Source organism: Indolivaga alginatilytica, from assembly GCF_003201355.1.
Lineage (GTDB): Bacteria > Bacteroidota > Bacteroidia > Bacteroidales > Dysgonomonadaceae > Dysgonomonas_A > Dysgonomonas_A alginatilytica.
Map to the genome: position 1 here is coordinate 52,343 of NZ_QICL01000020.1, position 14,309 is coordinate 66,651.

The following is a 14,309-nucleotide window of genomic DNA, read 5'->3' on the forward strand; positions in this document are numbered from 1 at the left end:
GTTTTATAGAAACCATACGCCAGTTCGTCTGGCTTTGATTTTCTTTATTTCAAAGTATTCCCGCATGAAGAAACTTTCCATGAAATCGGGTGAGCGTCCGATAATCTTTTTCATTTCGACTTTGGATATGAGCTTCCAGTTTTTGTCTGTGTCTTTGTCGTCTTGTGCTACTGCTTTACGTTCCTTAAGGAGAATATTTTCGAGTGATACGTTCTTATAGTTTTTACCGCTAAACTTGCGTAGCCTGAGAGAATGTTCGATGCTGTAACCGCCTGCTTTCATTCTCTGAACGAATTTATATGCACACTCAGCTTTGAGGTTCTCGAACATGGTGCGGTCGCCATTGGTGGGCATTTCCTTGTTGTTGAAAGGCTTGGCTTTTGGCATGTAGCCTTTAAATACTTGCCCCAATCCGTTTACGTCGTATAAGAAATTATCTTCGAGTACCCCGTGTAATTGGAGGAACTCTTTAGCATATTCTACGGTCTTTTTAGAATCTACGGCTATAACACGAACATCCCGTGCGTGATAGCCTTCCCAGTACCACATGACACATTTGTCGCCCCCTTCAAATGCCACATCACATGTTATGTATTTACCGCCCTGATTCTGATAGGAGTTGTTGAAAAACTTCTCCATGTCCTCGAACGTCAATAATCCTACTCCCGCAGTTTTGAATTTCCAATTTCCGTCTAAATCTCTGGCTACTTGCTCGTCACTTTGGTTTGCCAAGTTCCCCAAGTAGTTAGGGTCGGACTTCATTAGCTTTACGTTTTCTTCGAGCTTGCCTTCTATGAATGTGACGGACTTAATGAACATATCCTCTTTGTTACCAAACACATCGTATTCTTTTCTCCAAAGTTTGTCTATGCGTTCTTTGGCTTGCTCGTAAACTTCTTTCTTTGAATCGCCCCAATAGATTTCATTCACGGTTTCGCCATACATGAAGCAATAGCGGACTACTCCGTTGCGTTCGGGAATCGGCATGCCATCTTCGCCAATCCACCAATCTATGAAGTTTGCCACCCAAGAATCGGGGTCAGGATTGCAACTTCCACGAAAACGATTTTTAATTCCGTGAGCGTTACGGTTAGAAGTAAGTAAGTACTTGAAATATTCGTAAGGCATGTGTGTTATTTCATCTACTCCGACATAGGAAAGTTCCAAGCCCTGAAAACGTTTTTTGAAATCTTCGAAGCTGTCGGAATAATAGTCGAATTTGAGTTTGCCGCCAGAAGCAAAATTCCACGTCATGTCTTGCTGGGATTTGTTATATATCCCGAATTGGGAATATACACCGTCGGATTTATCAATTATGCCGCCTGTTTTTCTGCTGTCCTCTTTTTCCTTCCGTAATAGTGTAGCATAGAAGAAAGGGTTTGAAACATCGCCCAATGCTTCCATGAGAAGTGAAAAGGTTTTACTACCTCCACGTTTTCCCCCGAAAATACATATATCGGCTTCGCATTGTAAGAATAGTTCCTGAGAGCCTTTTTGAGCGATGATGTTATAGGACGAATCTTCTTTCCTTAGAGTATTGAGATATTCTAAGGTGTAAACGTCAGCATTGAAAGTTGTGTCAAGTTCGTGTATCAAGGTCGATAAAATAAAAAAAGCCCGACACTTCCCTTAAAGGAAATATCGGACTTGTTATGTCTCTGATTATGTATTTTTACACATAGCAAATATAGTGAATTTATAGTATTCTAGGCAAATAAGGGATGTAGTAGAAAGCTCCTAACACCGAAATTTGCATAGTAATTAAGGACTGCATACATTTGTAAAAAAGATTGGTAAATGCCAGAAATACTAGAAAAACTTAACACATATTCTTACAATCTGCCTCATTCAACTAACTGGAAATTCTGTCCGAATTGCAGGAAGCGTTTATTTGAGGTAATCCAAAGCGACGGGTTTACCATTGAGATAAAATGCAGATGTTGTAAGAAAATTGTATCAATAGAACAGGAGCAAGTACGTTAGTAATGGTGGGGCTATTCTCCACTAGCCTTTTTTCGCACTGACGTACTTCGCTTTAACTAACGGAAAGTGAAACCAATAGGGTTGGTAAGTTTTTGCTAAAAACATTGGGCGGTAAAGTCTGGGGTTCGATTACTCCGCTTTCCGCAATGGAAGAATGACAGAATGGCTATTGTAGCGGTCTTGAAAACCGTCGTCTGAAAGGGCGTGTGGGTTCGAATCCTTCTTCTTCCGCAAACTTTATTCATATTTTACAGAGACTTGAAAGTCCGATATACAGCTAATAAATGGCTGTTTATCGGGCTTTTTTCGGTTTTAGACCGTTTTGTCTCTCTCTTTTTCATACAAGTACTAACACAAACTTTACTAACACACACGATGGAGAAAGAAAAACTTTCCACAGACCTAAAAGGATTGGTTGGAGAAACCAGCTTATCACAGAGAACATGGGACGATTATTTGGAACATTCGGTTATGCCTTTTCTACCGACAGAGGAAGATAAGATCGGCGATTACATTTCAAAACATGCTAATGCTTTGAAATCTATGGATGGGCAACTGAATCACGATGTAGCGGAAAAGGTGAATGACTTCAAAAAGAGTTATAAACCTATTGCAGTTAACAGTCAGCAGCCAACAGTTGACAATCCAGACAAATCGGGACTACAAAATGCCGATAATGAAAAGTTGACTGATTTGGAATCACGAATGCAACGATTTGAGAAGGCAGAAGCGGAAAAAAAAGAAGCTGTCCTAAAAACCGAGAAGCTGGACGAAGCCAAAAAACTTATGCAGGAACAGGGAGCAAGCCACGAAACGGTTTTAAATCTAATCCTACCGCAATTGCAACCTACCGAAGAAATATCAGTTTCCGATCTGGCAAAAAAAGGGAAAGAAATGTATGATAAAGCGTATGCTGACCTGTATGGTGGTGACAGCTATGTCCCGGCATTTGGCGGTGGCTCTTCCAACAGCTCAACCAAAACCAGCAAAGATGCTTATATGAAGCATTTACGTGAGACAGGCAGAATAAAATAACCTAACACAAACTTATAACTACACTATGGGAACATTTAATACAAATGGTGTAAAGTCAAAGAAATACGGCGGTTCTTATCCCGTATGGCTGACTATCAACCAAAAAGAACGTTCAGGCGGTACGCTTGAATATCTTCCACCTATCGGTACGATCATAAGATCCGGCTCACTTGTCAGCATTGACGGTGCTGGGGGGAAAGCCAAGATCATAGAAACCTTTGAAGTAGCTGAAAATGTAACTGCGACAGATACAACAGTGAAAGTTCAGGCGTATGCAAGCCATCCCAAACCGACAAACGGGACCAACCTAATGAAATCGCCCACCACAGTAGGAACGACAGGCACAGGTGTTGCCGTTGCTGGCGTTGCTCTGGATTCTGCAAACGGTGTTGTCACTTTTACGATTGCGGCTAATGCTTTCGGGACACTTGCGAAAGGCGACATTCTGGTGAAAGCATCGAAAGCCGGAACGGGAGCAAAAATATATGCAGTACCATCAGGACTGACAGAAAATGATGTCTGGGTAGAAGAAGGCGACCAATATGCAACCGTAGCATCGGTATTTCATGGCGAGATCATGGAAGATCGCATACAGCCGATTCCCGACTGCATCAAAGAAGTATTACCACAAATTAAATTTCAGAAAGGAATCTAAGCCATGACACCACGAGATAACAGTTATTATGACCTTATAAAATACGGCTTCGCAAACGAAACGTATCAGGAATTTGTAGACAATTACCTTTCTACTCTACACAACGGACGCAAAACAGACGGTTTTGAATGGGACAGTGATATTCAGATTGATTTCACATATCATCAAATACAGGCGGAACTTGGTCTGAACACTATGCCTACTTATGTAGATATTGATTCTCCTGCCGTGTATAAACATCACGAAGGTTTTGAACTTAGTTCGGGAACAATACCCAGAGCTAAACACGGGTACGCACTAAACGAAAAGATTCTGAGAGAGGAAATGATCTTCGCCCAAAGGACAGGACGTTTTTCTACCAACTTAAGTCAAAAAATGCGTGACCTAGCTTTCGACCATACATCAAAACTGATCGGCGGTAACTACAACGGTTTGACCTATCAACGAGACAGAATGGTTTCGACAGGTACTTTCACATTGAATGCAGCCAATAACCCTTCGGGTATCAAAGACATTACTTTCGGTGCGAAAATTCCAGATACTAACAGAACTATACTTACGACTACGGCTCGTTGGTTTACCAATGATACCAATGCGGAAGGTGCGACCTCAGACCCTATCAGGAACTTGAAAGACCAAGTGTACAACCTTAAGAAGAAAGGTGTTGCAGCCATGCACTTTGAAGTAGACTACCTGACATTCAGGCGTGCAATTGAACACTCGAAAATAAGGACTGCGATTGCTTTAAATATCTATCCGTTGGCAGATGCAAATAACATTGCTCCTTTGGCTGCGGTATTGGATGAATCGGTTGTCAAAACAAAGCTGGAAGGCATTATCGGTTGTGCAATTAAAGTGATTGATAATATCGTTGCAGTAGAAAAATTCGACAAAGTAGCCGGTAAGGTTGTCAAAGACCAAATCAGATCATTCGAGCCGAATGTATGGGTGTTAGTTCCCGACGGCAAACTGGGTACTATAAAAGCGGTAGAGCCTATTGTTGTACCTGACCCTGCGGCAAGGTTCGCATGGTTCGACGGGGGAAGAACCGTATTGAAACAGTGGTACGACACACGAACAAATACACAATACATCGAATCGGAGCTAACAGCTTTGGTTGTACCTGATAAACCTCAATACATGACATACTTAACAGTAGCCTGATATGAAATCGACCGTACACATATCAGGTGAAGGAAAGACCGAAAAGGTGATAGATGAAAATTCTATCACCTTAACGGCAATTCCCGATGTAGGCTGGACTTTCAAGCATTTCGTTAACGGAGAATCGACATTTACGGATAATCCGTACACACTCGAATCGACGGAAGATGTAGAAATTACGGCTGCTTTTTATGTGACGATTGAGGATTATTTAATCGGATTGGTCGGCTTCGATGTAAACGAGATCGCTTTAAACTCAATCCGTGTTTTCCGTGAAATAGAAAAGAACTCTGATGTAAGCGAATTGTCGATGAAAGATAAGGAGCTTCTTTATGCTGACCTTCTCATGTGGGCGGCTTCAAGCCCAACCTCATACACAGGCTCGAAAGACAGTGACGGGGGATGGACGCATACGGAAGCAGGGAAAACTATTTCGGTTACGGATAAAAAACGGTTTGAGAATACGGCTAAATCCATTTACAAAAAGTATCAGGACAAGAAGTACAATTCGGGGATAAAACTTGTCAACTTATGGTAAGGTCGCAGACCTTTTTATTAACTGAGTTCGCATAAAATCAACCGATCAATAACCTGTGAATCAATATTTATGAATACATCTTTAGCTTATAACCCACGCTTTCCACATCAGATGTCGGTCAAACGGGCATTAAAGGACGAATACGGGACACCCCTAACCGATCTGGTAACAGGAGAAGAAATATTTGAACCTGTATTTGAATCTATATGCGGCTTGCGTGATATGGTGCGAGGGTTGGATATTGACGCAGAAGTGATAAAAGCCGATTATAAACTGTCTCTGCCGAAACACACTTTTATAATCCGAAAAGGGGATTATGTGACATTCACCAATAACACCAACGGAGAAGTAAAGGAAGGTAAAATCGAAGAAGCGAAAGTATTCAACTTGGGGGCTAACGTCTGGTTCAACGAAAATGGAAACGGGTAAACAGTCAACAGCAATCAGTTAACAATGAACAGCATCGAAAAGCAGTTTAACCAATGTATTGATACTATACTGAAAGACGAATATTACTACGTCGTACCGCAGATGGTAGAATTTGGTGTCAGAATGGTTAACGATATTCTACCCAAGCAGACCAAGTTCCGAAACCTGACAGGTAATACAATAACATCATTCGCATTCGGGGTGTATTACATGGGAAAACTTGAAGTTCTGGGATTTAACAGTAAGTACCCAGACCCAATAAGAAACAAGCTGATTGAAGGTGAGACTGTTTATAAGTTTCTGGATTACGACGGTAGAATACGCAAATGGTTTACAGCAGATGTAAACACGGATGCAGGCTACGGTCAAAATACATCTGCGGAGTTCCTTAAAAGTTACGTTTGTACCCAGAAATACGGCATCGTTTTTACAACTGGGACGGAATATAGTGAATATCTCCAAAAAGTGCGGCGATTAAATGTATTGGTAGATGGCTACGAAACAGCAAGACATGACTTTGTGAAAAGTTTTAAACCTATCAAATGAACCTTAATTACGATATACAGAAGATTGAAAAAGCACTCGCCGAAGCTATCCGAATCGGTAATGTAACGGAAAAGGTATTCTTAGGTCAACGCCCTAACTTGAAAGATACGTCTATGACAGATTTTACAGTTGTGTCGGTGGCATCTCAAATTACTGACCTTTCGGCTTTGGGTACTTGTATGTGCCAAATAGAACTGTTTGCGAAAAACCTTTCAAACGGTGAAAAGAACGCTACTAAGCTATCCCTTTTATACTCCAGATTATTAACCATTTTTCCGATACAAAACGACATTTATTTATTCGACATACACCCTACGGTTATCCCTCTGGGAGACGACAACTACGGGTATAATGTCATAGCAATCTTAATACAAACACACATCAAAACTTTATAATCATGGCAGCAACACTTACTAAAGCAGCACTAGACAAAGTATTTATAGGAATCTCCAAGATTCAGCTTTCACCCGTTGGGGCATTGGCTACCACCACATTCGACAATGCAGACGAAATTTACACTGTAAAGGACAGTGTGAGCTTTTCGCAGGCACAACCGAGTAAGACAGAAATCAAGGTCGATCAAATGTCGTCAGCAATAGCCTGTACCTATGATAGTGGCGAATTTACAATTACGGGTAAGATTCCTTCGATTGCAAAAGAGATTCTATCTTATTTTTTCAAAACCAATGCAGCCGCAATTACGCCTATTACGGGATTTACAAAAAGTACTGCCGTAGACCTTGAAAACAAGGTTATCAATGTAATGGTGAAAATCACTAATGCGGCTGGGGATATGGCAATCGTAATTCCCAGATGCGAATTTATCGCAAACTTCGATTGGACTTCCACTTCATCCAGTGCTTTTGCGGTGAGCTTTACCGCTACGCCGAAAGCAAATCCTGATAATAAAGGCGACGTTCTTTTCTACGAAAAATAAGGTTTCAGACCTTTTCATTATCATACAAAACCCAAAAGGGGAAGGGTATTTCCTTCCCTTTTTTTATAACCTATAAACACAAACCACTATGAACCAACCAACGATAGAGGACGAAAAACTACTGTTATCCATTCAGGAAAACGACAAAGACGAGTTAACCATACCCAGAACAAAGAAGAAATATATGATCGGCTGGATGAAAGGTTTTACACTTGAACGATTATCAAAACTTGAATTGATGGAAGGTGTAAAAGCAGAGGATGAAGATAGCATCAAAATTATTACCAACCGATCAAAATTCTTATCGAAAGCGGCTTCCCTTTGCCTGTTGAACGGATTAAAAATAAAGTTTTTTCACTGGATATATTGGCGTTACCTCTATTATGTGAAAGGATATTCTTTCGATCAGTTAGAACCTATAATCATACTGTCTAAAAAAAAAGTTCCTGCTGGGAGTTGGTACATCGGTTCTGCATTGGTAAGTCAGATGAAGATAACGAACATGACAATGACGACAGAGGAAGTACAGCGATTCCGACGAGAACTTTCATCGGAGCAAGAACCGCCATCGGAAAAGACCATGCTTGGATAACGGAGCCGCTAACATTCTTTTTCGGATTAATCACCATTCCTGAATTTCATTATCGGTTCAAACTCTCCGTAGCGAAATATGAGCTTATGGCTTTGGACGTAGCACGGGTAGTCTATAACTCCGACACCAGAGAGAAGAAAAGCGTAGCCGACGAAGAAAGCATCAGGCTGAATGAAGAATCGCTCCGCAAATCACGGGAACGCAGGAAAAAGGAAGAATGGCAGCAAATGAAGCTGTCAGAACTTAACACAAACACATAAACGACATGGCAAATATTGGAAATCTTAGTTTCCTTATCGGTGGCGACGATAAGGGGCTAAAGCAGATTCTTGAAGATAGAAAGAAAGATGCCGTTGCCTTACAAAATCTACTCTCCAGCTTTACAGTAGGAAAAACGTCGAACTCTACTAAAGATGTACTGGATTCGCTGAAAATTCAGGAAAGAAAGAACCGCCTGATCGAATCAGAAGCCAGAGCAGGAGAAGCTAAAGAAAGACGTGCAGGCAATTCGTTGATTTTAGAACAAAAACTAAACAACGAGATTGAAAAGGGTATCGGCATCCGTTCAAGAAATGCGACCCAAGACAATGACCGCATAACTTCGGAACAAAAACTACGCAGTGAAATTGAGAGAACGGAAAATATCAAAAGGCAACAACTTGTAAACAGTGCCAAATTAGCCGCCATTGAAAAAGAAAAGGCAAGTAAAGAACTTATCAACCAGCAAAGGCTTCAAACCGAAATTCAACGGACAGAGGCAGCCAAACGAAGGGCTGAATTAGTCGGAACATCGGGACAGGGTAATTACAACAATGCCATACAACAAACCAGCAGATCGTTATTCAGTCAGAAAGCCTTATTACAGCAATTAACTACTCAGATAGGGTTTTACTTCTCCATTTATCAGGTTGGACGATTTGTAAAAGAAATGGCGATGGTAAGCGGTGAGTTGGAAAAACAACGGTTATCACTGTCTGCCATACTGAAAGACAAAGAAGCAGCAAACCGAATATTCGGGCAGATACGGGATTTAGCGGTTTACTCTCCATTTAATTACAGGGAACTTGTAGATTATACCAAGCAATTGTCCGCTTTTTCATTCCCTGCGAATGAACTTTTCGATACAATGAAACGCCTTGCGGACGTAAGTGCTGGGCTTGGTGTAGATATGCGTCGCATTGTTTTAGCAGTAGGACAAGTGCGTTCTGCCACAGTATTACGGGGGCAAGAAGTCCGTCAATTTACAGAGGCAGGCATTCCGTTGGTAGATGAACTTGCGAAGAAGTTTACCAAACTAAACGGAGAGATAGTAACAACAGGTGACGTGTTCGATAAAATATCGAAGCGTGAAGTTCCTTATGCCATGATTAAGGAAATCTTTCAGGATATGACGAATGAGGGCGGTATGTTCTATCAGATGCAGGAAATACAGGCGACATCACTGGCAGGTAAGATTTCCAACTTACGGGATGCCTACGACATTATGCTGGATGCCATCGGAACAGCAAACAGTGACTTATTGAAAGGCGGTGTCGATGCCATAATGAATATTATGGATAAGTGGGAAAAGTATTGGGCTATCCTCAAAACGATCATACTAGGTTACGGTGCATATAAAGCGGCAGTGATAGCTGCGACCATAGCACAGCAGGGATTGTTGACTACTATTAAATCCCTGACTATTGCACAAACTATTTTGAACGCTGTGTCAAAAATAAATCCTTATGCTTTGGCATTTGCCGGAATAGTTGCACTTATCGGCGGTCTTGTGGCTTTTGTAGATGCACAGGACAGAGCCAAAGAAAAGTTATTGTCGTCTATTACTGATATAAATAATCAGGCTGAATCGGTCAATAAGCTCATAAACCGATTGAAGGAACTGACAAAAGAGACAAAGGACAATAAGGCTGCCACAGCCGAAAGAGCCGAGATAATAAAAACCCTATCGCAGAAAGAACCCGAACTGGCAAAGGCAATAAAAGACCATGCGGATAATCTCGATTTGCTGACACAGGCACAGGAAAGATATAATACGATGGTGGATGCTAAAAAATTTGCCAAGTATGCCATATCCGAGACAGGCGGCTTTTTTACGGACGATCTGGTTGAGAAACTGGAGAAGCTGGCGAAAGCGGAGAATGTGGCAGATATGAACGCCGTAAAACTGGATAAGACTTATTCTAAGATATTGGAAACAATGAATAAGGCTAAAGAGATCGGGGGCGTTCCTACGAATTTCGGTAAGATAGATTTTGCCAAAGGAAGGCAAAAACAAATTGAGGATATACTTAAATCGGAGAAAACCCATGCCGAAAAAGTACTTGAAGTATATGATCTGATAGCTCATACAGCCGAGAACGCCCGATACCAGACTAAGGTAGCAGAAGGCAGCCTGTCTGACACCAATTTGTATAATAATATATTTACTGGCAGCCATAAGAGCCATGTAAAGGAATATTCGGATTCGATGTGGGAGTTGTCAACCTTAACAAAAGACGCTAATCAGGATTTAACGGAACTGGCTAAAACGTTGGAAATCCATTTCAAAAACAAGGGTGTCGATGTATTCAATAAAGATAACGAAGAGCTTATCCGAACCACGATTAAAAGCCTTGATGAACTTGGTAAATATGGTCAGAAAGAAGTATTATCCAAATGGAACATCAAGTTTGAATTGAAAGAGGATAGCGAAGAAGTACTGGAGGGCTGGCGAAAGGAACTTAACGATAAAATAAATTCGGACAAAAACGTCGTCACTATTCATTTAGATACAGATATGAATGAAGTTATCGACGATATGAAAAAGACTTATAAGGAAGTGAAGACCCGAATGGACGAGCAAAAACCACTCCTTATAAAACTTGGATTCGACATCGACAAAAACAAGTTCCCTTTTCCATTGAAAATAACCGAAGCCAAGAAAAAACTAGCCGAAGGATATATTGCCGATAAAGAAACAGAAGGTAAGATCGAAGAAGGCGGTAAGATGATAGGTATGGACTTATCGGACTTTTTCAAGCCAAAGGAGAAAGGAAGTAAGAAGGATGAATTTACCGAAAAACTCAAAAGACAGGTTGAGATTGTCAAAAGTGCTAAGAAGGAATATAGCGACCTTCTAAAATTAATGTCTGCGGAGGATGCTTTCAAAAATATTCAGTCCATAGAAGAATACAAGGGAATACAACTTTCAGATATAACTGAGGACGGATATGTAAATTACCTAAAAACGAATGTCGATGTTTTAGATAAACACATTCTAAAAATCGGTAAGAAAAATGCTGATACCGCCGAGAATGTCCGGCTTACTTGGAATAAAGAACTTGGCAGCATCCAGATCGAAACATTATCCAAAAATGCTGACAAGGAATTAAAGAAGATTGAAAAGCAGCTATCCCAATATAAGGATAAGTATAACCTGTATGAAGAAATATTCGGTATTACGGGAGATAAGGGACAAGCGGCTCAAATAGCCTTTGGCGACCCTGCGGCATCGGTAATGAATTACATAGATACCATGAAAGCCCAGCTTAAAAATATGTCGGGTGGTGGTATCTATGAAGATTTATTAAATGCAGACCAGACCAAACTTCCCGAAGCAGTGAGGGAACTGGTCGAGGATATAAGACAGGCAATTCAGGAAAAAGATTTCGCCCTTCAAATCGACATGTCTAAAATTATCGCTGAGTATTCTACTACTCAGGATAAAATAAATACGATTCATAACCAATATGAAAAACAGCGTGAGGATGTAGAAAACAGTAACCTGAGTGCCGGAAAGAAAAAGGAAGCTATCGACGCTTTAACTAAAGCCGAGCAGGAAGCGGTCAAGGATTTGGAAGCGGAATTATTGCAATTATCCCCATTCTATAATCAGCTATTCGGCGACCTGACCGAAATTGGCTACCGCCATCTGGATAGGTTGATTAAAAAGGCAAAGGAAACCGTCGATTTAATTTCCAATACCCAAAATGAGGACGGAAAACTTAAGTATGGTAATTATAACAACGATGGCAAGCTGGAAGGTTATTATCTCCCGAATGAGGACGGAAGTGTTGGCAATACTATTGTAAAACTAAAAGAGTACGAACGTATTCTGAAACGTATTTCAGGACTACAAAAAGACCAGCGAAAAAGTAACCCTCTTGCCAGTCTTATGCGTCCATTATCGGAATACGGCGAAGGTATGGATATGGTGGATATTATGTCCTCAAAAATGCAAGACTTTAACGCCATTGTTCAGTCAGTCGGGGGTGAATTAGGTGGTATGTTCGATGCACTAGGTAATGAGGATGCAGCCGATACCACCCAATTTATAGGTGAAATGGTAGGGGCTGCCTCGAATATCGCTATGGGAATAGCAAGCGGAAACCCTGTTCAAGTTATTCAGGGGATAATCGGCGGTATCACATCCATAGCACAGCAGCACGACAAAAAGCTGGATAAAGCGATAAAGAAATCCCAGACACAAGTAAAGTATCTAAAGAATGAATACAGCGAGTTACAAAGGGTAGTCGAACGCCAATTAGGTGCAATAAGCACAAGTCAGGCAAAGCAACAGGTTCAAAATCTCGAAAAACAGAAAAGGGAACTGGAGAGCCAGCGACGTAATGAGATTGCCAAGAAAAAGACCGATTGGAATACCGTAGCCGACTATGAGAACCAAATCAGTGAAATCAAAGATCAGATCAGGTATTTCTACGAAGATTTAGCAGGCGAGGAATATGGCATAAAAATTAAAGATTGGGCTAAAAGTATTTCAGATGCTCTGGTCGAGGCTTGGTCGAAAGGTGAGGATGCTGCAAAGGCGTTTGACGCTACGGTAGCCGATATTATGAAGAATGTGTTTAAAAATGTTCTTCAATTGCAGTATGTAGAACCGATGATGGAGCAATTACGAACCTATATGTTCGGTACGGATGGTAAAGGGGGAATTTTGGGCGATGGCGATCTGAGTAAAAAAGACATGAACGGCTTAGTCAAAGAACTTACCAAACTTAAGGGCAATCTGGGGGAATGGCAGAAAGCATGGGAAATATTAGTTGAAGCCGCAAAAGAAGCAGGGATAAACCTAGAGGATGCAACGAGTGAAGAAACATTGTCGAAAGGAATTGCCGGAGTAACTGAAGATACTGCCAATCTGTTAGCTTCTTACATCAATGCGATGCGTGCCGACCTTTCGGTTCAAAGGTCAATGGTTGAACGAATACTTCTTCATGCTGAGACTAACAAAGATACTTTCGCCCTGATGCAAGCCGAGATTATGCGTATTCAAATCAACACGCTTGCTACTGCCAACAACACGACCCGATTAGTTGAGCTTTCGGAAGAAACTTATTCGCTGTTACGTCGGGTTAGTACAAGCGGAAGCGGTGTCCGTTTCAATATTTCTTAGATGGTGTGACAAATACCAAGCATAGTTAGTTTGTTGTAAATTAGATTATTAAATGTTTTGAAAACTATTTTCTAATCCTTAAATTTATATTATTTTCTTCATTTTATAGAATTAATAAATTCATTTCAGGCAGTCGGAACTTGTGAAACGGACGGCTGCCGTTTTTTTAACACCCTTCTTATACCTAGTTCTGGGGAGTTAAACATTAGAACGAGATTACTCTTAAGTAATCACCACCGAGTTGTAACACCTTTATGAATAGTCCTGCTCTGTACCACGAACCAACAACAGGCGACACCATGAGGCGAAAGCAAATACATAAAGGCAATATGGAGATTGTATGTGTTACCCTCTGAAAAAATTGGAAAATAGGTTGACTGACGGCTAAATTTTGGCTCTAAGTTGGCGATTCTGGTTATTTTCCTTCTTTTTTTAACCTTCCCTTACTAGTTATGGTGGAGAAGGGTTCGCTGTATATATAGAGTTTGTTTTATAATAAATATAACCCGTATGAATGTATCTGAAATATTGAAAACAGAAGCTATAAAGTATGATCTGTGTAGTGATTGGACTAATGATTGGGGAACGCCTTCGTTAGAAGAATTGGTGGATAAGTATATTAAAGGTCTTGACTTCTGCATCCTTAATAATTACCCTTCCAATGAATTTATCAAAAAGAACTTCGGGAAGATCGCCGAAGGTAAAGGGGTGTTTGTGGATTCTAATGTCAATCTTTTAAATCCTAAAATCGCCATCCTTAACGGGAGTTGTAGCGGCGAAATAGTTTTAAACAACTATGTTTCAAGAGATATTCATGTTCGACATGATTCGATAGTGAAAATAATAATCCGTGATGGTGCAATCGCATTTATACGTGTCTATGATAACGCTCATGTTGTAGTCGAAAATGAATCGGGTTCACGGTGCTTTGTGTATAAGAAAGGCGGTAGGGTTACGATTAGCGGTGATGTGTTAGTAAGGGGATAGTTTTTCTCCTTTTTTAATAACTAATTCCTCAAAATTTCCATCTAAAATATT

At 40.7% G+C, this 14,309-nt stretch carries 14 protein-coding genes and 1 tRNA gene; 14 read left to right on the forward strand and 1 reads right to left on the reverse strand.

Features of this window, described 5'->3' with window-relative positions; translation table 11 throughout:
• Positions 1–3: 3 nt before the first annotated feature.
• Positions 4–1,596 (reverse strand): terminase large subunit domain-containing protein, encoded by a 1,593-nt coding sequence (locus tag CLV62_RS14520; RefSeq protein ID WP_245904099.1) that lies wholly within the window; start codon positions 1,594–1,596, stop codon positions 4–6.
• 201 nt (positions 1,597–1,797) lie between these two features.
• On the opposite strand from CLV62_RS14520, the gene CLV62_RS21550 reads away from it, so the two are divergent.
• From CLV62_RS21550 to CLV62_RS14580, 14 genes are all read left to right on the forward strand, one after another.
• On the forward strand, positions 1,798–1,983 hold the full coding sequence (locus CLV62_RS21550) for a hypothetical protein (protein WP_146212758.1): 186 nt from the start codon (positions 1,798–1,800) through the stop codon (positions 1,981–1,983).
• A gap of 148 nt (positions 1,984–2,131) precedes the next feature.
• Positions 2,132–2,214: transfer RNA gene (locus tag CLV62_RS14525), tRNA-Ser, on the forward strand.
• Positions 2,215–2,358: 144 nt separating this feature from the next.
• Positions 2,359–3,018, forward strand: a complete 660-nt coding sequence (locus CLV62_RS14530; RefSeq protein ID WP_110311503.1) for a hypothetical protein — start codon at positions 2,359–2,361, stop codon at positions 3,016–3,018.
• A gap of 25 nt (positions 3,019–3,043) precedes the next feature.
• On the forward strand, positions 3,044–3,673 hold the full coding sequence (locus CLV62_RS14535; protein WP_110311504.1) for a hypothetical protein: 630 nt from the start codon (positions 3,044–3,046) through the stop codon (positions 3,671–3,673).
• A gap of 3 nt (positions 3,674–3,676) precedes the next feature.
• On the forward strand, positions 3,677–4,837 hold the full coding sequence (locus tag CLV62_RS14540) for a major capsid protein (RefSeq protein ID WP_110311505.1): 1,161 nt from the start codon (positions 3,677–3,679) through the stop codon (positions 4,835–4,837).
• Between the two features lies 1 nt (position 4,838).
• Positions 4,839–5,375: an InlB B-repeat-containing protein gene (locus CLV62_RS14545; protein WP_110311506.1), complete on the forward strand. Its 537-nt coding sequence runs from the start codon at positions 4,839–4,841 to the stop codon at positions 5,373–5,375.
• Between the two features lie 69 nt (positions 5,376–5,444).
• The gene (locus tag CLV62_RS14550; protein WP_110311507.1) at positions 5,445–5,804 is read left to right on the forward strand and encodes a hypothetical protein; all 360 of its coding nucleotides are present in this window, start codon (positions 5,445–5,447) and stop codon (positions 5,802–5,804) included.
• A gap of 24 nt (positions 5,805–5,828) precedes the next feature.
• Positions 5,829–6,350, forward strand: coding sequence for a hypothetical protein (locus tag CLV62_RS14555; protein WP_110311508.1), 522 nt, complete (start codon positions 5,829–5,831; stop codon positions 6,348–6,350).
• On the forward strand, positions 6,347–6,745 hold the full coding sequence (locus CLV62_RS14560) for a hypothetical protein (protein WP_110311509.1): 399 nt from the start codon (positions 6,347–6,349) through the stop codon (positions 6,743–6,745). The genes CLV62_RS14555 and CLV62_RS14560 overlap by 4 nt, the downstream gene beginning before the upstream one ends.
• A 2-nt stretch (positions 6,746–6,747) precedes the next feature.
• Complete coding sequence (locus tag CLV62_RS14565; protein WP_110311510.1) at positions 6,748–7,287, forward strand: hypothetical protein; 540 nt, start codon at positions 6,748–6,750, stop codon at positions 7,285–7,287.
• A gap of 88 nt (positions 7,288–7,375) precedes the next feature.
• Entirely contained in the window at positions 7,376–7,879 is a 504-nt protein-coding gene (locus CLV62_RS14570; protein ID WP_110311511.1) for a hypothetical protein, read from the forward strand.
• An 86-nt stretch (positions 7,880–7,965) separates the two neighbouring features.
• Positions 7,966–8,139, forward strand: coding sequence for a hypothetical protein (locus CLV62_RS21720; protein WP_170120063.1), 174 nt, complete (start codon positions 7,966–7,968; stop codon positions 8,137–8,139).
• Positions 8,140–8,144: 5 nt separating this feature from the next.
• On the forward strand, positions 8,145–13,271 hold the full coding sequence (locus tag CLV62_RS14575; RefSeq protein WP_110311512.1) for a tape measure protein: 5,127 nt from the start codon (positions 8,145–8,147) through the stop codon (positions 13,269–13,271).
• 510 nt (positions 13,272–13,781) lie between these two features.
• A complete protein-coding gene (locus tag CLV62_RS14580; RefSeq protein ID WP_110311513.1) occupies positions 13,782–14,258 on the forward strand; it encodes a hypothetical protein in 477 nt (158 codons plus the stop codon).
• Positions 14,259–14,309: the final 51 nt, after the last annotated feature.